We start from the raw sequence: 18,241 nt of genomic DNA, 5'->3' as shown, positions 1-18,241 counted from the left end.
TTTTGACTGAGGGCTGCATAGGCAGCCCCTGTCGTAAGAACCCCTGTCGCAAGAGTCAGGGGAAAGCTGAATTTAAAAAACTTCATATGTGATTTTTCAGCTCTTGAGATGGATTGAGGCCTGTCGAAGCTCCTCAAATTTCCATCAGATCCTTTTCTTTTACAGCCAGGGCTGCATCTACTTCTGCAATATATTTGTCTGTCAGCTTCTGAATCACATCGTTGGCACGGCGTTCTTCATCTTCTGAAATGGATTTATCCTTAACCAGATCCTTGAGCTGATTGTTGGCATCGCGGCGTATATTACGAACAGACACACGACCCTGTTCACTTTCAGCTCGCACCACTTTAATCAGTTCCTTACGTCTTTCTTCCGTTAAAGGCGGCATGGGGACGCGAATAGCGCTGCCGGCTGTAGACGGGTTTAAACCAAGGCCAGAATTCAGAATGGCTTTTTCAACGGCGGCTACCATGGATTTTTCCCAAGGTGTAACCAGTAATGTACGCGAATCGCTTGAGGTAACGCTGGCTACCTGGCTTAAAGGCGTTGAATTGCCGTAGTAATCAACCTGAACATGGTCAAGAAAACTGGCACTGGCACGGCCAGTACGAATTTTACCAAATTCATGCTGCAGGCTCTCAACAGCTTTTTTCATGCGCTTTTCAGCGTTTTGCTTAATATCATTGATCATGATTTGCTCCTACTATCGTTCCAACACGTTCACCCAGTACTATCTTGCGCAGGGCATCCGGCGCTGCCATGTCAAAAATCTGCAATGGCATGCCATGTTCCTGACACAGACAGATTGCTGTGGCATCCATGACCTGTAAACCATCAAGCAGCACTTTTTGATAGGTCAGATAATCATATCGGGTTGCGTGCGGATTTTTAACGGGATCGTCCGAATAAACGCCATCCACCTTCGTTGCCTTAAGAACGACATCGGCACCAACTTCAATGGCTCGCAGACAGGCCGCCGTATCCGTTGTAAAGAAAGGGTTTCCTGTGCCGGCTGCAAAAATTACGGCGTGTCTGTCTCGCATGTGCTGAATGGCTTTGCGACGATGGTACGGATCAACAACACCAAGCATCGGAATGGCTGACATGATGCGGGCGGGTAAATCAATACGTTCCATGGCGTCACGCAGGGCCAACGCATTCATTACGGTGGCCAGCATACCCATGTGATCGCCGGTAACCCGTCCGAGGCCTGCCTTGGACAAGGCTTTTCCTCGAAACAGATTACCGCCGCCAATAACCAGCCCAACTTCAACACCCATACTGATTAATTCGGCAACATCATTGGCAATTTTATCAAGAACGGATGGGTCAATGCCAAACTGCGCATTGCCCATTAATGCTTCGCCACTGCACTTAAGCAAAACACGTTTGTATTTCAGTGGGAACTGGTTATCTGTTGTCATTAATCACGTACCTGTGCCATAACTTCTTCAACGAAGTTATCTTCTTTTTTCTCGATGCCTTCGCCTACTTCAAAACGCAGGAATGAAATGACATCAGCATTTTTTTCTTTCAGCAGCTGGCTGATTTTTTTGTTAGGATCTTTAACAAAGGGCTGACCCATCAGGCTGACTTCATCGATGAATTTGTTGATACGGCCTTCGATCATTTTGTCAATGATTTCCTGTGGCTTGCCGCTTTCACGAGCCTGGGCGGTGAAAATATCGCGCTCGGTGGCAATTGCGTCAGCAGGAACCTGTGAGCTGTTGATAACAATCGGACGGCTGGCAGCAACATGCATGGCAATATCCTTAGCCAGTGTTTCATCACCGTTTTTCAGAGCCACGATGACACCAATCCGTGAGCCGTGCAGGTAAGCACCTACCACGCCATCACATACAACGCGCTCCATACGGCGCAGCTTGATGTTTTCGCCAATTTTGGCAACCAGCTCCTGACGTGCCTGCTCTACTGAATTGCCTGTGCCTTCCAGTGTTGTACCGGACAATGCGTCAATATCATTCACATCAGCATGAGACAGCGCGGTTGCCGCTACCCGCTCGGCGAATGTCGTGAAGTTTTCATCACGTGCGACGAAATCAGTTTCGCTGTTGATTTCAACAATAACGGCTGAACGACCATCGGTTGAGCGTGCAATAACAACCACACCTTCCGCTGCAATTCGATCCGCTTTTTTATCAGCCTTTGCCTGACCGGCTTTACGCATTTCAGATATTGCCAGTTCTATGTCGCCGTTGGTTGCAACGAGGAATTTTTTACATTCCATCATGCCGGCCCCTGTTCGTTCACGTAATTTCATTACCAGCGCAGCGCTAATCGTAGTTGACATCGTTATTTCTCCAAAAAAAAAGGGTTCGTCTAAATGGAAACAACGACCCCTTTCAAAATAAAATTGATTATTCAGACGCTTTGCCGTCTTCCTTCTCATCGGTAACAGATATTTCGACGAACTCAGCATCGGCACCGAAACCACCAACGGTGTTGCTGTGTTTCGCGTCCAGAATCGCATCGGCTACGCAGCGAACGTAGATATCAACAGCTCTCATGGAGTCATCATTACCAGGAATAACGTAATCAATATTGTCCGGGCTGTTGTTTGTATCGACGATACCAATAACCGGGATTTTCAGGCGGCGGGCTTCTTCAACAGCAATGTGCTCGAAACCAACGTCAACAACGAACAGAGCGTCAGGCAGGCCGTTCATGTGCTCGATACCACCCAGACCACGTTCCAGTTTTTCCAGCTCACGGGTTAACATCAGAGCTTCTTTTTTAATCATGCCGTTAAAGCCGCCTTTTTCGTGCAGCTCTTTCAGTTCTTTCAAACGGAAAATAGACTGACGAACAGTTTTATAGTTAGTCAGCATGCCACCCAGCCAGCGGTGATCAACGTAAGGCATACCACAGCGCTTGGCGTGAGTACGGATACTTTCCTGAGCCGCCCGCTTGGTTCCTACGAAAAGAATTTTTGCTTTATTAGATGCCAGACGGCCAACGTAGTTTGCTACGTCATTCATCATAGGCAGTGTTTTTTCCAGATTGATAATATGGATTTTGTTTCTTGAGCCGAAAATGTACTCAGCCATTTTAGGATTCCAGAAACGGGTTCTGTGGCCAAAATGAGCACCAGCTTCGAGCAGGTCACGCATACTTACATTCATTACTTCATCTCCAGGGTTATGCCTCCACGCTTCCCATAAGGCACCCGGAATTGGGACCCCGCCTTACGTGACGAAACGTGTGTGTCGTTAAAAGCGCGTTATTTATACCATAATCGGCTGCTGTCAGCAATGACAAGTTTGGTCTTATCCACTATAATCTGGTAAATATTTTACAGGGACGGTGTAAATGCAAACGATTGATCTTGAAACCCATTTTTATACCAAGGCTGCGTTTGATTATCTGGAATCAAGAAAACAGTACCCCCGTATGGAGCGTGGCAGGCTGCCCGGCACGTATAATCTACGTTTTACGGATCAGATTACCCTGTTTCATGACCAGCATTTTATGGATTTGCTCTGCGACCTGGGTGATAAACGTATCCAGTTGATGGACGAAGCCGGGCTGGATATTCAGGTTTTGAGTTTCTCATCACCCGGTATTGATGAATGCACGCCCGATTTTGCCGCGGTGACCAGCATGGCAAGAGACCTGAATGATCACCTTCACGAAACGATTAAAAAGCACCCTGCCCGCTTTATGGGATTCGCCACTCTGGCGCCTTACGAGGTGGCCAATGCAGTAAGCGAGCTGGAGCGTTGTGTCACACAGCTGGGGCTTGTCGGCTGGCTGACGCACTCAAATTTTGGTGAAGACGATTACCTTGATGACCTTCGCTACTGGCCCTTGCTGGAAGCCGCTGAAGCGATGAACATACCCATTTATCTGCATCCGACCACGCCCTTATCACGTGAGTTCGGTAAGTACGGTTTTTCTTTGGCGGGACCTGCTCTGGGCTTTCAGTTTGATACATCCCTGTGTCTGATGAGGATGATTTGCGCAGGTGTATTTGACCGGTTTCCCAATCTCAGGATTATTCTGGGGCATTTGGGTGAAACACTGCCTTTCCTTATTCCCGATCGAATAGACTGGGCGTACACTAACCCCAATATTTCGGTTTTGCCAGGATTTATTGAGCAGCGACCTGACATCAGGAAAACACCGTCAGAGGTATTGCTGAATAATGTTTATGTCACAACCAGTGGCCGCTTCTCAAAAGCGACACTGGACTATACTATTCAGGTCATGGGGGAGGATCGGGTAATGCTGGCTACCGATCATCCGTATGAAAATCTGAAATCTTCCATGGATTTTATTCGTGGCTGCGCCCTGCCTGACAAAACGATGAAGAAAATATGTTTTGAGAACGCACATAAACTGGGTTTTAAACTGTAAACAACATAGGATACCTATCATGATAAAGAAAATAGCTCTGCTGCCTCTGCTTCTGCTTACCCTCGTCATGTCGCCGTCTGTGTCCGCTGATTCAGATAAGTCAGACACCTGCTCCTGTAAACATGCCATGAAGAAAATGATGAACAGTCTGCAGTTGAGCAGCGATCAACAGGCTAAAATCAAGGCTATCAAGGCTCAGGCCAGGCCGGTTATCAAGGATTACTGGAAACAGATGGGCCAGATCACTGTACAAATCAACAGCATGACCACATCTGATAAAGTAGACGAAGCCAGCCTCGATGCCTTAATTAAACAAAAAACCGACCTGTACAGTAAAATCATGAAAAACCGTATCATGACCAAAAATCAGATTTATCATGTGCTGACGGCACAACAGCAGCAGCAATACCAGGAGCTGATGAAGCAATTGCAGAGCAAGGCTGACGCTAAAGATGCCAGCTGCTCATGCACGAAGTAGCAGCAATTGATCCCTGTGTCTGGCGCATCACTCGCGGGACACAGGCTGATCCGGATGGCACCCTGTTGAAGACACACAAATGAATCGTACGAATACCCAGATCAAATCCGGATTAAAACAGTTCAAGGATGAATTGATCCAGCACTTTTCTGTTACAGTTGATATAACACAATACAGCCACTCGATTAATCGATATATCGAAGAGCTGCTCATTAATTTATTCCAAAAAAACGGGCTTGCTGACAAAAAGGCATTCTCTCTGCTCGCAGTCGGGGGATATGGGCGGCGAGAGCTGATGCTGCATTCTGATATTGATCTGTTGATACTCCATGACGAAACATGCACGGATTCTGATTTACATCAGGCGCAGGCATTTATTCAGGATTGCTGGGATATTGGTCTGGATATCAGCCACCAGCTGACCACTGCTACGAGCTGCGCGCAATTGGCTGCAGGCGATATAAGCGTGATATCAACCCTGATGGACATGCGCCTGATCTGCGGTGAAAGCCGACTCATGACGCAGCTCCTGGACCTGATACAGCCAGCACAGATGTGGAGTCCCGCTGAATTTTATCTTGCCAAGCTGCAGGAGCAACAGACACGCAATCACAAATACGGCGAAACCGCCTACAATCTGGAACCTAACGTCAAGCTGGGCCCGGGAGGGCTGCGCGATCTTCAGGCTGTGCTTACTATCCATCAGCGTTATCTTGCCGGCACCGGTGATCCAGAGACCCTGATAAGCAAGGAGGAGCATGACGAGTTAAGGCGCTGCCAGCATGCCTTATGGCAGGTTCGATTTGCCTTGCATATGCTTGCCGGAAAGCGTGAAGATCGATTGCTCTTTGAATATCAGGTTCCTCTTGCCGCACTGTTTGGGTTTGTTGACAGCCAGGACTCACTGGCTATTGAACAATATATGAAGTCGTATTTTCAGGTGATAAAGCAAAGCCGTGAACTGACCGATCTGCTCATGCAGGGATTTTCCGAAGCCCTCATCGGCAGGAGCCGTCAGCAAATCACGGAACTTGATGATAACTTTGAACTGATAAACGAAGAAATCAAAGTCAGACACCCCGATGTGTTCCCACGTAATCCGGTTGCCCTGCTGGAATTGTTTTTATGGATTGCCAAACGTCCTGACATTCGTGCCATTCAGGCGGCTACCCTTCGTCTGCTTCGTCAGCATGAAGGACTGCTGACCAGGGAATTCTGCGCCTCACCCGCCGCTACGAGCGTTTTTATCGACCTGTTTCGCGTGGGCAGCAATCCCTATGAAGCGCTGCATTATATGAACAAATACGGCATTCTTGGACGATATCTGGATTGTTTTGCAGCAGTCACGGGGCAAATGCAATATGATCTATTCCATATTTTCACGGTCGATCAGCATACCCTGTTTGTTATTCGTAATATGGTACGTTTTCTGGATCCGGAATACACCAGACAGTTTCCTCTGGCTGCCCGCATTATGGCCGGTCTGAAAAAACGGGATATTCTGTATCTGGCCGCCTTGTTTCATGACATTGCTAAAGGGCGTGGCGGCGATCATTCCGAACTGGGAGCCGAGGAAGCACTGGCCTTTGCCACGCGCCATCATTTAAGCCAGGAGGATTCTGATTTATTAGTGTGGCTGGTCAGGCACCATCTGTTGATGTCGCAGACCGCGCAGCGTCAGGATATTTACGACCCGAAAACCATTAATAAATTCAACAGTCTGCTGCCCGAACCATGGTATCTGGAATACCTTTATCTGCTGACAGTTGCAGATATCTGCGCAACCAATCTGACGCTGTGGACCAGCTGGAAAGACTCCTTACTCAAAGAACTCTACAATGCCACACAACGCGCCCAGCAGGAAAAAAAATCACGCCTGGACGAGTCGGCCTTAATTCAGTCAAAACAGGCCGAAGCGATGATGCTGTTACAAAAAGAGGGCTATGATCCCGATGCGATAAATGCCTTATGGCAGGGAATTAAAAGTCGATATTTCCTGCATGAGTCGGCAGATATGATTGCCGGGCACAGCAAGGCCATTCTCTCCTGTAAAAGCTTCCCTCTGGTACTTATATCGCCGCATCACAGTCAGGGCGGTACGGAGGTTTTGATTTACATGCCACATCGTGATGATCGTTTTGCCATCAGCACCACGGTTTTGAGTAATCAGCACGTTACGATTCAGGAAGCCACCATTCTGACCTGTGATAATCAATTCGATATTGATACCTACATTATTCTGGATGAGAAAAATCAGGCCTTTCTGGACGAGACCCGGGCCGGGAAAATCAAACAGGTTTTGATTCGGCAACTGCGTACTTTTGGTGAGCTGCCTGGTATTACCAAACAAAGATTGTCACGCGCTCAGGCTCATTTTAAGTTTAAGCCAAAAATTTCACTCATCGACAATGACGAAAGCAATCTCACCTGCCTGTTTTTGGTGGCCGCTGACCAGCCCGGTTTGCTGGCAAGGGTGAGCCGTATTTTTTCCGCTCAGAATATTCATTTGCACAGTGCAAAAATTTCCACAGCAGGTGAACGGGCTGAGGATACGTTTTACATTTCTTCAGACAACGGAAAGGTGCTCAGCAGCGAGGAAAAAGAACGCCTGCACAACCAGCTTATGATGGACCTGTGAATCGCATCCCCCTTACGTCGTAGGTTGGGCCTTGGCCCAACAATTAGCCTGGGTGCCAATTCCATGTTGGGCTACAGTTCTTGCTTAAATTTATGTGCATTATTAAACCATTCGGCACGCCAGGGTTAATTGCCATCACCCCTAAAAATCCCGGAATTTTTTATCAATAAAATTTAAATATTCATCATCCAAATCAGACCTGCTGTCTCGGCTGTTTTTAAAAAATCGCATGTTCATGTTGCCTGTTGTAAATACTTTGTCTGAGCTGGCCGCCTGGGATTCCTGGGGCAGTAAGCTCAGCAGGCTGGAGTCGTTCAGCTCTGATGCTATCTCGCCCAGGCTTCGCCCTCTGCTGTCTGGTTGCATGAGGTCTATTTTTAGCATGCGCAGGCACAGCAGAACCATAAACTGGCGTTGTGATGCTGCTGCTGTTACGGGAGTAAAGCCGTTTGTGTCTGGGACAGACAGATCAACACCGGCCTGAGCAAGCTGCTCTAAGAGGATGGAATTGCCTTTCAGTGCAGCCAGTGTGGCGGGTGAATTCCCTGATTTATCCCTGATGTCCAGATTCGCTCCAGACTCAATCAGCGCCGTTAAGGCCTCCGTCTTCCCATATCTTATCGCTGTCATGACCGGATATTCACCGTCTGAATCGGGTAAATCAGGATTCCACTGCATTTGACACAGTGCACGGATTACATCAGCCTGATTCTGTCGTGCGGCTATGGTCATAAGAGTCTGTTTTACTGTGTCATCAGGGGGAGCCTGGCTAATCGCCTGTTTAAGAAGATCGACATATCCCTGTTCTGCCAGGATAAAAACATCAGGGCGAGCCCCCCGTTCAAGAAGAAATCGAACCAGCCACTCTCTGTCCGCATTACAGTGATACAGAGCCGTTTCAGTATTGGCGCCCTGCGCTGTCAAATACGTAAATGTCGTCAGAAAACTATTCATCATGGCGGTATCATGGGCATCAAAATTAATCTGACTGAGGAAACGATTCAAGACAGACTGAGGCGGCATGCCGGCTTCAACCAGTGCAGCTACCATCTCGGAAGACAGGTGACATGCCCACGAAATATCCTCGGCATTCGCTCCTTTGCTCAACAGCAGAGCGATAACCTCCCTGTAAGCCATGATTTTATCAACTGAGTCTGCAGAGGAAAAAAAAGCGTTGATAAGAGAACGAAAAAGCATATTCGGATCTTCACCACACTCAATCAGGCCATGGAGGATACTCATGCGGGATGACAGGATTCCTGCCCTGATCTGCCGCAGCTCAGCGTTATTTGTGTTCGGAAGTGGTGGTATAAACAGGTTCCTTATCAGATTGCTGACAAAAGTGCCATGCTGCCATGCTGATTCAAGTTCCGGGTATGCTTCCCGAATTGCCAGCAGCAGCGCGCGGTTACCGGTGATTCTGGCGTACTCCAGTAATCCTTCGACAGGATGCGCCTGCAAATGGCTTTCAGCTTCCTTGTGTCCCCAGCTGGCAGCAGGAAGCAGACTGGATAAAGGCGAATCTCCGCCAAGTTCGGTCTGGATACGGTTGAGAATGGACTGCGCCACAGAATGGGGTAACTCTCTTGGTATTTCATTAAGATGCGTAATATGTTCTACCAACTGGATTTCCATGCGCTTCAGATAGATATCGTCATAGCGGCAACCCCCGGTAAACTCACCTCTTTTAGGGGTAGAACCGTCATTGAGGCTGGTAGAGCTGATGCGCATATGCTTAATGCCCGATGCCTCGTTCTGTAAGCTGTCTTCCGTAATAGACGACAAGAGAAACTGTATTTGCTCCATAGGGCTTTGGCGCTGATCGCGCTGATGATAGTGGCGAATGATCCGCATGATTTTTCTTTTTGCCTGATCGTCCGGGCCATCCGGTCCGGCAGTCTTATAAAGATTAGTAATCAGAAGGTAGAGCGCTTTGTTGACGGGCGTCTCCTGCTCAAGCAGCGTTGTTTCGCGGCTGGATTCGGCATAATAAATACGCAAATGCTCCCCTTCCCTGATGATGTGATATTCATCAGGGATCAAGCCATTGGCAGATGGCAGAGACGTGGGGAATTTGACGGCACAACCGGATTTCCAAATCCCGAAACCCAATAGTCTGCCCTGATTGTATGAACTTGATAATCCCAGTTCCAGAACGGCCTGCAAATGAATATTATGCCCGCCTTTGCCCAGGGCCCCTCTTGAACGCAGCAGTTTTCTACCATGCCGGTCTGTTTCAGGAAGCCCATCACCTGTGTTGGCGGAGGGCAACAGATGTATTTCATACCTGCCCTCGGTATTTTTATTTAAATGCACAATGCCAACAAAACCCTGCCCGGGTTCAGCTGCAAGAAAGAGAGATTTTGCCATGGGAGTCAGAGCAAGTTCATCCGCCTCAATTGATTTACCATCAATGTTAAGCTCGAAATGATTTTCAATTCGGGTAAGGTATCTTTGCAAAAGATCCGCATTCTCTTCGTTAAACATAAATCTATCCTCAGCCATACTGGTGTTGTCTGTATGCCTTCAACGAGAGGCTTTTTTTAATAATTATAATCTACTCAGTGCCAATTGACTACATTATGGTCAATTGCGAGTGCGGATTGTCTGCCATGTGAGCAAATAATGTGAGATAAAAATCTGGGTTGATATACTTCATTGCTCCGCGGGATGCCGCGCATAAAGCACGGCAGGCGGGCGCTATGGATCAAAAATGAACGACGGTACGAATCGATTCACCACGATGCATCAAATCAAAGGCTTCATTAATGCGTTCAATGGGCAGCGTGTGAGTAATCATGTCATCAATGGCAATTTTATTCTCCATATACCAGTCGACGATTTTTGGTACATCGGTGCGTCCGCGTGCACCACCAAAAGCGGATCCCTGCCAGACTCGTCCCGTGACCAGTTGAAAAGGTCGTGTAGAAATTTCCTGGCCGGCACCAGCCACGCCAATGATTGTAGACACGCCCCAGCCCTTGTGGCAGGACTCAAGTGCCTGACGCATCAGCGTGACATTTCCTACGCATTCGAAAGTGTAATCTGCACCACCCTGAGTGAGCTCAATCAGATGGGCCACCAAATCACCCGTTACGTCATTGGGATTCACAAACTCGGTCATGCCCATTTTACGGGCCAGTTCGATACGATTGGGATTGATATCGACGCCGATAATCCGTCTGGCGCCTACGAGGCGGGCGCCCTGAATCACATTCAGGCCGATTCCTCCAAGCCCAAACACAATAACCGTACTGCCCGCCTCCACTTTAGCCGTGAACAGCACAGCGCCAAGACCTGTGGTAACACCACAGCCGATATAGCAGATTTTTTCAAAGGGAGCGTCTTTTCTGACGCGGGCCAGCGCTATTTCCGGCAACACTGTGTAATTGGCAAAGGTTGAGGTGCCCATGTAGTGATGAATGGCTCGACCGTTGAGACGGAAGCGTGAGCTGCCATCGGGCATCAGCCCCTTGCCCTGGGTACTGCGGATAGCCTGACAGAGATTGGTTTTTTGCGACAGGCAATACTCACATTGACGGCATTCGGGTGTGTAGAGCGGGATCACATGATCACCTGGTTTCAGGCTGGTGACGCCCGGTCCTGTTTCAACCACCACACCGGCCCCTTCATGCCCTAGAATAGCAGGAAATAAACCTTCTGGATCCTGACCAGACAAAGTGTAGGCATCGGTATGACACACACCGGTCGCTTTTATTTCAACCAGTACCTCACCTTCGCGAGGTCCGTCTAGCTCGACAAAATCAATTTCCAGGGGCTTCCCAGCTTCAAATGCAATGGCGGCTTTTACTTTCATCCCTACTCCTTAGTCTGTAATATATAAAACTCTGCGTACCAGATCTCTCAATACTTGCTGTGCCAATAATATGGTTCTTTTCTGTTATAACAAAAGTTTTTTTCTGGCTCATTTTCGCGGTTATTTGTTCTGTAGAGAATTTTTTAAACACTGATGACGTGATTTCGCCCTTGCCCACAACAAATTGATCAATCAATTTAATTTAAAGCCATGAAAGAGCCTCGCTTGTTCTCAATATCGAAGCAACGTCATCTCTACTCGGCTCCGGACATCCCGAGGGATGATTGTGCGCGATAACGATGGCCGTTATGATCTCACCAATAAAACGCCAGTCTTATCAAAACGCCAGTCTTATCGGTCAACATCAGTCTCATCTCGTAAAGTTGTCTGGAAATTTCAACGGGTTGCATCTGAGCCTCCTAATATGATATTTTTCCCTGAGTTTTAAGAACATAGGACGCTACGCTTTGCAGGCAGGTGTGGCTTATGCGCATAAAATGTCTGCCATAAATCCGAAGGAGTTTCCCCATGCGTGTTAACCCGTTCTCTTTTTTATATGAAAGCAGAATCCATCCTCATGCCCGAACCCTTCGCACCAGTTTCCCTGAAAAATGGCGTGACACTTTTTCTGTATTTTATGGAGATATATATACGAGCAAAAGAGAAGCCAGAATGGGTTTGTTTGATTGGGCAACTTTAGGGATCACCGCTTTTCTAGCACGTTCCGAAGTGCATCTGTGGGGGACGTCATGTAGTCTTTGGCGTCTACCATTGGCGATTCTGGCATACGCTCTGAACAGAATGATTATTGTTCCAAGATTTCTGATTTCGGCTATTACTGCAATTGCCGCCACGCCTTTTACTCTGTTGGCGGCAGGTATTGTGAGACTGGTTGACTGGAGTCAATGTCCAAACGGCCTTGACGAGACAGGATTGGTAGAGGGTACAGTAAAAGCAAATTGGTTAAGCTCTAGCAAACCTGTTAACAAAAGACATATATCATTAGGTCAATTATTTCGCGAATCAAATAGCAACCTTAATGACATGTTCTGTACAAAAATCACATCCGATCGCATCAAAATGCGCGTCTGCGGAAGAACGCTCGAAAGTCCTACTACGTATACATTCACTTGCGAGAGAAATAACGTACATGCGAATCGATTCTTTCGTTATAATATCGGGCGCATCAATAATGTTCTGGAATGTAGCGAACCAACACCTGCTATTAATCGTTGATGCCTCAAAAAAGAAAAGTGTGACTAAAATTAATCCGGAAATTTCGACGGTTCCGGGCTAGAACCCCATTATGCTAAACAAAAGGAATTAAGACTCCTTGCTTTGAACATTCCACCAAGTGTCCATGGTGCCAGCACTATTTCCATTCATAACCTGGCATTGTGCCTTGATAGAAGTGGATCCCCGCCTGCGCGGGGACGACATAGATAAGTATCGCGTACAATATTTTACCGGTCAAAATTAAATGGAAACAGTACCAGTCCAGTATTTATTAATGTTCATTTTTTTATGGTTTACTGTGTTTGTGGGACTCAATCTTTTTCAAAGTGGATTTACAGGATTTTGTCCTCTCGAACTGATTTTAAAGAAATTTATTAAGTAGTCTATACTGTGGATAAACAACAAGGAGCGTAAGATGAATTTTGGCGATGCAATTAAAGCGCATGCGGTATGGAAAATGAAGCTAACTACTTATATTAATAAGCCTGATAAGTCATTAAGCTCTGCGGAGGTATCTTCAGATAATAAATGCGATCTCGGCAAGTGGTTACACTCTTCTGACTCAGCCGTATATGCAACGCACCCGGAATTTGGGATGCTCAAGCAAGCCCATGCTGATTTTCATAAAGAAGCAGGTTCTATTGTACAGCGCGCAGATAAAGGTGAATCGATGAGCTCAGAAGTTTCATTAGGATCGGGAAGTAACTACGCAAAAGCCTCTTCTGCTGTGGTTACCCACTGCATGGCTTTAAAAAATAAAGTAAAATAAGGTGTACTTGTTAAGATACTGACGCGCTTTAGGTTACTTTGTATAAAGAGCTTATCTTTAATACAAAGTAACTTGTAATAAGCCTTTTTGCTATTAATTAATTAATAAGAAGAACAATGACTGATTCAATCCATATTGTTTGTCCTCACTGCCAGACAACAAATCGTTTGCTTTCATCACGATTAACCGAGCATCCTAAATGTGGGAAGTGTCAAAAAGCACTCTTTGATGGAAAACCTGTTTCTTTAGATACAGTACTTTTTGATCTTCATCTCAAAAAGAACGATATCCCATTGTTGGTTGACTTTTGGGCGCAGTGGTGTGGCCCATGTAAAATGATGGCACCTTATTTTGAAGCGGCTGCAACGCTTCTAGAGCCAAAAGTCAGGTTTGTTAAAATCAATACGGAATCACAACAAGCGTTAGCTGCTCGCTACCAAATTCAAAGTATTCCCACTTTAATGATTTTTTCACATGAAAAAGAGATTGCTCGACACTCAGGGGTGATGAGCGCTCAAGATATCGTTCGCTGGGTTAAACAATATTTATGAATTTTGCATCAGGGCGCAAGTTCCGGAGCGCCAGGCCTAATGACGTGATTTCGCCCTTGCCCACAACAAATTGATCAATCAATTTAATTTAAAACCATGAAAGAGCCTCGCTTGTTCTCAATATCGTAGCAACGTCATCTCTACTCGGCTCCGGACATCCCGAGGGATGATTAAGCACGATAACAATGGCTGTTGTGATCTCACCAATAAGACGATATTATCTGTTTCGCAATCCAGAAAATATGTAAAAGGAGTTAATATGCACCGCTCTTCCCCATCTGAATCAGAGGTATTAATCAGCTTACTGGCAGATTCTGCTAACCTGAAGGTATTAAGACGCCTGGCTTTGACCATTCCACCATGTGTCCATAGTGTTGGAATAGAAGGCGGGCCCATGCAAAGAGTGGGGTATTATCCGTTAAAAGAAGCTCTCGCCAGAATTGAAGCATCTCGTACGTTTACCGAGCTATTGAGTGCGACACAAAACCCAACTACTCATTCTGCGCCACTAAGAGCTTTCGTTTTTTTCGCTTCATACGTTCATGATCATTCAAGTTTTGCGTATTACACGAACCAACTTCGACAAGAAGTCATTGACGCCATGACTGAACATGGCTTTAGCGATACCAAAGCGCCAGCCCATCAGTTTTAAAATGAATACCTGTGACAATCCGTCTTGGCGAGTGTTGGCGAAGAAAACTGAAAGATCTCCACGACAATTGCCATTTTCTGCGCATCTCATTTTGAATGATTTGAGCAAATGACCGATCACGCTCTCGCCATTTACGGGTTATGCCCCGATTGCAAAAAACTGGAGTCGCTCATTTGACCGCACGGTTTTAAATACTGCTGAATACGGGCGCTAATGACGCCGGGTTGTTGTCCGCACGTGTCCGATCTATACATTCCGCTTGAACGACGTCGTTAAAATAGGCCAATGCCGGGGCAAAACACGGTTTGCTATGCAGAGCAGACAAGATGGCATCCGTTGAAACATGAAACAATGCTCCGGTTTGCAACAGGGTGAACGTGTTTTTCATGCCATCCAGAACGTTCTGTAATAATTCGCTTTCGCTGAACATATCGAACGTATTCGGATCATTTAAAATGACAAACGGGAATCCATTTCGAATTAATAAATGGTTTAACAACAAGATGCAAAACGTTCTGCAATTACCATCAGCAAAAGGATGCAGTTGTTCGCATGATTGAATATACCGGATAATAATTTGCAATTTACGTAAAGGTTCATCCGTTGCAACGATATCTTCCTGATATTGCTCCAGTAATTCCTGCATTTGCCGGCTCAAATCACGATTCGTTTCATCCGGTTGATTGCTTTCCTGATACCACCAGGATTGATTGCTGCATATTTCAGAAAAGAACGTTGCAGCCAGTTCCGATTCGCTGGTTGCGAGTAATAATTTTTTAATATATGGTATAAACTGTTCCACACGCTGTTCATTTCCCGCTATAACGAATTCTTTGAACAAGGTACACAGTTCCAGCTCGTCAAGCTCCGTTTTTCCCGATAGATTTTCAATTAATGCAAGGCATTTTCCATTGTAATGAAATTCTGCGAGAAAATTTGCTTCCATAAGATAGAGGTCGTTTTTGCCAGTATCCTGATGATTTTTTTTTATCTTTCTGATAAATTCCAACAGCCCTTTTTCAGTCGCATTTTTTTTTCCCAAGGGATAATGAACACCAGAGAGGAGTCTGAATTCACCATTATTATTATCATGTTCTCCTTTATTATTGTATGCCGTATTCTCCACATTATTCGTAGCCAGTTTATGTAATTGTTTAATAAACTCTACCGTAAGTGGTTCATGAGTTCGACAAACAGCATGAAAACCCAAACCCATCGCTCGGATATACCCTGCTTCATTTCGTTCAAACGGAATCCAGCCTTTATCCATTTTGAGAAGATCCAGTAGCGTAAACTGGCTGTATTCCTCTTCAGTCAAGATCCACTGGAAGTTGTAAAGCATGATCAGAAGTTGGCTTCCAACATAACCGTATTTTTTGTCGTATCTGATTTTCTCAATTCGTTCAATGTACTCTTTTACCGTGTATTCCTGCGGACTGAAATGGAACAACCCAAAACAGAATGGTCTGGGTTTTATGTAGGTGTCCAATTGCACGCCACGACCACTTTTCTGCTTGTTACCGTCAATAAACAATCGCCACAGCTCTTTGCCGGGCAGCGCCCGCCTGAGTTGATGGGGGTCACTGTGGGCGATGGATTGATACTGGTCAAAAATAAAGTCCAGTTGTTCGGCATAAGTACTTATTTTTTCACTGTCTGGCATGCTTCTCTTCATAGTAAAAATAATCTATCAATTGCTTCGGCGCGCCCTGAAGAAATCTGTCAGCACGTCTGCGCAGGCAGATTGCAGGATTCCTTCGTCAATCTGCACCCGGTGATTCAAAGGAAAACCGCGCAGCAGATTATGAACCGAGCCAGCTGCGCCTGTTTTAAAATCCCGGCAGGAGAAAACCAGACGTTTCAGACGTGCGTGAACGATGGCACCAGCACACATGGCACAGGGCTCCAGCGTGACGTACAAAGTGCACCCCTCCAGACGGTAATTAGCGGTGGAGGCAGCGGCCTCTCGAATGGCAAGGATTTCGGCATGTGCGCAGGGATCGCTGTGCGTAATGACCTTGTTATAAGAACAACTCAATAAGTGCCCGTTTGAATCAACCAAAACCGCACCAACAGGCACCTCGCCAGCCTGTTTCGCCAGCAGTGCCTGTTCGAGGGCAAGTTGCATCCAGTCTGTGTCGCTTATTCCCATTCGATAGTCGCGGGTGGTTTGCCTGAAATGTCATAGGTTACACGGGACACATTCTGTACTTCATTGATGATGCGGTTCGACACATGACCAAGAAAATCCCAGGGAAGATGCGCCCAATGCGCTGTCATGAAGTCAATGGTTTCGACTGCGCGAAGACAAATCACGTAATCATAACGACGACCATCCCCCATGACCCCCACACTTTTAACGGGTAAAAACACCGCAAAGGCCTGGCTGACCTTATGATACAGCCCTGCTTTATGCAGCTCTTCAATGAAAATGGCATCAGCCTGACGTAAGATGTCTGCATATTCTTTTTTCACCTGACCAAGAATACGAACACCAAGACCTGGCCCCGGGAACGGATGACGATAAACCATGTCAAAAGGCAGACCCAGCTCAACGCCGACTTTGCGTACTTCGTCCTTGAACAACTCGCGAACAGGCTCCAGTAATTTAAGATTCAGCGTATCCGGCAGCCCGCCTACGTTGTGATGCGATTTAATCACTTCACCGGCGCCCTTGTTTTTGGTGGCGGCGGACTCAATTACGTCTGGGTAGATTGTTCCCTGAGCGAGCCATTTTACGTTTGAAAGACGCGAGGCTTCATCATCAAACACCTCAATAAACGTATGCCCAATAATTTTGCGCTTTTTCTCCGGACAATCGACTCCTTCCAGAGCTTTCAAAAATCTGTCTTCGGCATTAACAACAATAATTCGCAGCCCCATGTGCTGACCAAACATCGCCATCACCTGATCCGCTTCGTTCAGGCGCAGCAGACCTGTATCCACAAATACGCAAATCAGCTGTTCACCGATCGCTTTATGCAGTAGTGCGGCTACCACGGAAGAATCCACACCGCCGGACAGGCCGAGCAGTACCTGTTCGCTGCCCACTTGTCTCTGAATATCAGCAATTGCCTGCTCAACAATATTATGCGCGGTCCAGTCTGTAGAGGCCTCGCAGATATCAACCACAAACCGCTGCAGGATACGCAGACCCTGTCTGGTATGCGTGACCTCCGGATGAAACTGCAGGCCGTACCAGCGGCGCGCCTCATTGGCCATGCCGCCAATCGGCGCATTGCGGGTTTCGCAGATAACGTCAAAACCCTGGGGTAACCGGGTCACTTTGTCACCGTGACTCATCCATACATCCAGCAGATCCTGCCCCGCCTCGTCAACGCGATCGCTTATCCCTTCCAGCAGGCGACTGTGGCCATGCAGACGCAGCTCAGCATAGCCAAACTCACGAATGGAAGATGACTGCACCTCACCTCCATGCTGTACTGCCATGGTCTGCATCCCATAACAAATACCTAAAACAGGCAGGCCGCAGCTAAAGACCCAGTCAGGTGCGCGAGGGTTACTTTCCAGCGTCACCGTTGCCGGGCCACCAGACAAAATAATGCCGCAGGGAGCCAGGGCCTCAAAGTCAGCCTGGGAAAAATCAAAGGGATGAATTTCGCAGTAAACACCCATTTCTCTGACGCGTCGACCAATTAACTGGGTATATTGTGATCCGAAGTCAAGAATCAGCAAAGGGTTACGTTTCATGTTGCTCATCAT

Annotated in this window: 19 protein-coding genes; 8 read left to right on the top strand and 11 right to left on the bottom strand. The window is 46.8% G+C overall.

Annotation, left to right across the window (positions count from 1 at the left end; translation table 11 throughout):
- Positions 1–133: 133 nt before the first annotated feature.
- The 4 genes from frr to rpsB form a co-directional block, all read right to left on the bottom strand.
- On the bottom strand, positions 134–691 hold the full coding sequence (gene frr, locus ACQUTA_RS04155) for a ribosome recycling factor (RefSeq protein ID WP_444986941.1): 558 nt from the start codon (positions 689–691) through the stop codon (positions 134–136).
- Positions 681–1,424 (bottom strand): UMP kinase, encoded by a 744-nt coding sequence (gene pyrH / locus ACQUTA_RS04150; RefSeq protein ID WP_444986940.1) that lies wholly within the window; start codon positions 1,422–1,424, stop codon positions 681–683. Before pyrH ends, frr begins: the two co-directional genes overlap by 11 nt.
- On the bottom strand, positions 1,424–2,311 hold the full coding sequence (gene tsf, locus ACQUTA_RS04145) for a translation elongation factor Ts (protein WP_444986939.1): 888 nt from the start codon (positions 2,309–2,311) through the stop codon (positions 1,424–1,426). The genes pyrH and tsf overlap by 1 nt, the downstream gene beginning before the upstream one ends.
- Positions 2,312–2,378: 67 nt before the next feature.
- A complete protein-coding gene (rpsB, locus tag ACQUTA_RS04140) occupies positions 2,379–3,143 on the bottom strand; it encodes a 30S ribosomal protein S2 (protein WP_444986938.1) in 765 nt (254 codons plus the stop codon).
- 187 nt (positions 3,144–3,330) lie between these two features.
- Between rpsB and ACQUTA_RS04135 the strand changes: the two genes are divergently transcribed.
- From ACQUTA_RS04135 to glnD, 3 genes are all read left to right on the top strand, one after another.
- A complete protein-coding gene (locus tag ACQUTA_RS04135; protein ID WP_444986937.1) occupies positions 3,331–4,377 on the top strand; it encodes an amidohydrolase family protein in 1,047 nt (348 codons plus the stop codon).
- 19 nt (positions 4,378–4,396) lie between these two features.
- Positions 4,397–4,855 carry a Spy/CpxP family protein refolding chaperone gene (locus ACQUTA_RS04130; RefSeq protein WP_444986936.1) on the top strand — a complete coding sequence of 153 codons (459 nt, stop codon included), beginning with the start codon at positions 4,397–4,399 and terminating at the stop codon, positions 4,853–4,855.
- Between the two features lie 79 nt (positions 4,856–4,934).
- Positions 4,935–7,493: a [protein-PII] uridylyltransferase gene (gene glnD, locus ACQUTA_RS04125; protein WP_444986935.1), complete on the top strand. Its 2,559-nt coding sequence runs from the start codon at positions 4,935–4,937 to the stop codon at positions 7,491–7,493.
- A 141-nt stretch (positions 7,494–7,634) separates the two neighbouring features.
- Here the strand turns inward: glnD and ACQUTA_RS04120 are convergent, their stop codons facing one another.
- From ACQUTA_RS04120 to ACQUTA_RS04110, 3 genes are all read right to left on the bottom strand, one after another.
- The gene (locus tag ACQUTA_RS04120) at positions 7,635–9,980 is read right to left on the bottom strand and encodes an ankyrin repeat domain-containing protein (protein WP_444986934.1); all 2,346 of its coding nucleotides are present in this window, start codon (positions 9,978–9,980) and stop codon (positions 7,635–7,637) included.
- A gap of 220 nt (positions 9,981–10,200) precedes the next feature.
- Positions 10,201–11,310, bottom strand: a complete 1,110-nt coding sequence (locus tag ACQUTA_RS04115; protein WP_444986933.1) for an S-(hydroxymethyl)glutathione dehydrogenase/class III alcohol dehydrogenase — start codon at positions 11,308–11,310, stop codon at positions 10,201–10,203.
- A gap of 202 nt (positions 11,311–11,512) precedes the next feature.
- Positions 11,513–11,605: a JAB domain-containing protein gene (locus tag ACQUTA_RS04110; protein WP_444987004.1), complete on the bottom strand. Its 93-nt coding sequence runs from the start codon at positions 11,603–11,605 to the stop codon at positions 11,513–11,515.
- 233 nt (positions 11,606–11,838) lie between these two features.
- On the opposite strand from ACQUTA_RS04110, the gene ACQUTA_RS04105 reads away from it, so the two are divergent.
- The 4 genes from ACQUTA_RS04105 (at position 11,839) to trxC (ending at position 13,866) form a co-directional block, all read left to right on the top strand.
- Positions 11,839–12,546 (top strand): hypothetical protein, encoded by a 708-nt coding sequence (locus tag ACQUTA_RS04105; RefSeq protein ID WP_444986932.1) that lies wholly within the window; start codon positions 11,839–11,841, stop codon positions 12,544–12,546.
- Positions 12,547–12,790: 244 nt separating this feature from the next.
- Entirely contained in the window at positions 12,791–12,928 is a 138-nt protein-coding gene (locus ACQUTA_RS04100; RefSeq protein WP_444986931.1) for a YgaP family membrane protein, read from the top strand.
- 33 nt (positions 12,929–12,961) lie between these two features.
- Positions 12,962–13,315 (top strand): CZB domain-containing protein, encoded by a 354-nt coding sequence (locus tag ACQUTA_RS04095; protein WP_444986930.1) that lies wholly within the window; start codon positions 12,962–12,964, stop codon positions 13,313–13,315.
- Positions 13,316–13,431: 116 nt separating this feature from the next.
- Complete coding sequence (gene trxC / locus ACQUTA_RS04090) at positions 13,432–13,866, top strand: thioredoxin TrxC (protein ID WP_444986929.1); 435 nt, start codon at positions 13,432–13,434, stop codon at positions 13,864–13,866.
- Between the two features lie 88 nt (positions 13,867–13,954).
- On the opposite strand, the gene ACQUTA_RS04085 is transcribed toward trxC, so the two are convergent.
- Positions 13,955–14,044 carry a hypothetical protein gene (locus tag ACQUTA_RS04085; RefSeq protein WP_444986928.1) on the bottom strand — a complete coding sequence of 30 codons (90 nt, stop codon included), beginning with the start codon at positions 14,042–14,044 and terminating at the stop codon, positions 13,955–13,957.
- On the opposite strand from ACQUTA_RS04085, the gene ACQUTA_RS04080 reads away from it, so the two are divergent.
- Positions 14,033–14,518 carry a hypothetical protein gene (locus ACQUTA_RS04080; protein ID WP_444987010.1) on the top strand — a complete coding sequence of 162 codons (486 nt, stop codon included), beginning with the start codon at positions 14,033–14,035 and terminating at the stop codon, positions 14,516–14,518. The genes ACQUTA_RS04085 and ACQUTA_RS04080 overlap by 12 nt on opposite strands.
- 187 nt (positions 14,519–14,705) lie before the next feature.
- Here ACQUTA_RS04080 and ACQUTA_RS04075 read toward each other — a convergent pair whose 3' ends face one another.
- The 3 genes from ACQUTA_RS04075 to guaA form a co-directional block, all read right to left on the bottom strand.
- Positions 14,706–16,052, bottom strand: coding sequence for a Fic family protein (locus tag ACQUTA_RS04075; RefSeq protein ID WP_444986927.1), 1,347 nt, complete (start codon positions 16,050–16,052; stop codon positions 14,706–14,708).
- Positions 16,053–16,208: 156 nt separating this feature from the next.
- Positions 16,209–16,670, bottom strand: a complete 462-nt coding sequence (tadA, locus tag ACQUTA_RS04070; RefSeq protein ID WP_444986926.1) for a tRNA adenosine(34) deaminase TadA — start codon at positions 16,668–16,670, stop codon at positions 16,209–16,211.
- Positions 16,661–18,241, bottom strand: a complete 1,581-nt coding sequence (gene guaA / locus ACQUTA_RS04065) for a glutamine-hydrolyzing GMP synthase (protein WP_444986925.1) — start codon at positions 18,239–18,241, stop codon at positions 16,661–16,663. The genes tadA and guaA overlap by 10 nt, the downstream gene beginning before the upstream one ends.

Source organism: Legionella navarrensis (assembly GCF_052527415.1).
Note: the sequence above shows the minus strand (reverse complement) of the source record. Positions and strands in the feature narration are given on the sequence as shown.

What these genes read in the sequence shown, in the direction of transcription:
- ACQUTA_RS04120 (WP_444986934.1), bottom strand. Translation starts at nt 9,980, where the DNA reads ATGTTTAACGAAGAGAATGCGGATCTTTTGCAAAGATACCTTACCCGA.
- ACQUTA_RS04080 (WP_444987010.1), top strand. Translation starts at nt 14,033, where the DNA reads ATGATTAAGCACGATAACAATGGCTGTTGTGATCTCACCAATAAGACG.
- guaA (WP_444986925.1), bottom strand. Translation starts at nt 18,241, where the DNA reads ATGATGAGCAACATGAAACGTAACCCTTTGCTGATTCTTGACTTCGGA.
- glnD (WP_444986935.1), top strand. Translation starts at nt 4,935, where the DNA reads ATGAATCGTACGAATACCCAGATCAAATCCGGATTAAAACAGTTCAAG.
- frr (WP_444986941.1), bottom strand. Translation starts at nt 691, where the DNA reads ATGATCAATGATATTAAGCAAAACGCTGAAAAGCGCATGAAAAAAGCT.
- ACQUTA_RS04130 (WP_444986936.1), top strand. Translation starts at nt 4,397, where the DNA reads ATGATAAAGAAAATAGCTCTGCTGCCTCTGCTTCTGCTTACCCTCGTC.
- ACQUTA_RS04135 (WP_444986937.1), top strand. Translation starts at nt 3,331, where the DNA reads ATGCAAACGATTGATCTTGAAACCCATTTTTATACCAAGGCTGCGTTT.
- ACQUTA_RS04115 (WP_444986933.1), bottom strand. Translation starts at nt 11,310, where the DNA reads ATGAAAGTAAAAGCCGCCATTGCATTTGAAGCTGGGAAGCCCCTGGAA.
- pyrH (WP_444986940.1), bottom strand. Translation starts at nt 1,424, where the DNA reads ATGACAACAGATAACCAGTTCCCACTGAAATACAAACGTGTTTTGCTT.
- ACQUTA_RS04095 (WP_444986930.1), top strand. Translation starts at nt 12,962, where the DNA reads ATGAATTTTGGCGATGCAATTAAAGCGCATGCGGTATGGAAAATGAAG.
- tadA (WP_444986926.1), bottom strand. Translation starts at nt 16,670, where the DNA reads ATGGGAATAAGCGACACAGACTGGATGCAACTTGCCCTCGAACAGGCA.
- trxC (WP_444986929.1), top strand. Translation starts at nt 13,432, where the DNA reads ATGACTGATTCAATCCATATTGTTTGTCCTCACTGCCAGACAACAAAT.
- ACQUTA_RS04100 (WP_444986931.1), top strand. Translation starts at nt 12,791, where the DNA reads ATGGAAACAGTACCAGTCCAGTATTTATTAATGTTCATTTTTTTATGG.
- tsf (WP_444986939.1), bottom strand. Translation starts at nt 2,311, where the DNA reads ATGTCAACTACGATTAGCGCTGCGCTGGTAATGAAATTACGTGAACGA.
- rpsB (WP_444986938.1), bottom strand. Translation starts at nt 3,143, where the DNA reads ATGAATGTAAGTATGCGTGACCTGCTCGAAGCTGGTGCTCATTTTGGC.
- ACQUTA_RS04105 (WP_444986932.1), top strand. Translation starts at nt 11,839, where the DNA reads ATGCGTGTTAACCCGTTCTCTTTTTTATATGAAAGCAGAATCCATCCT.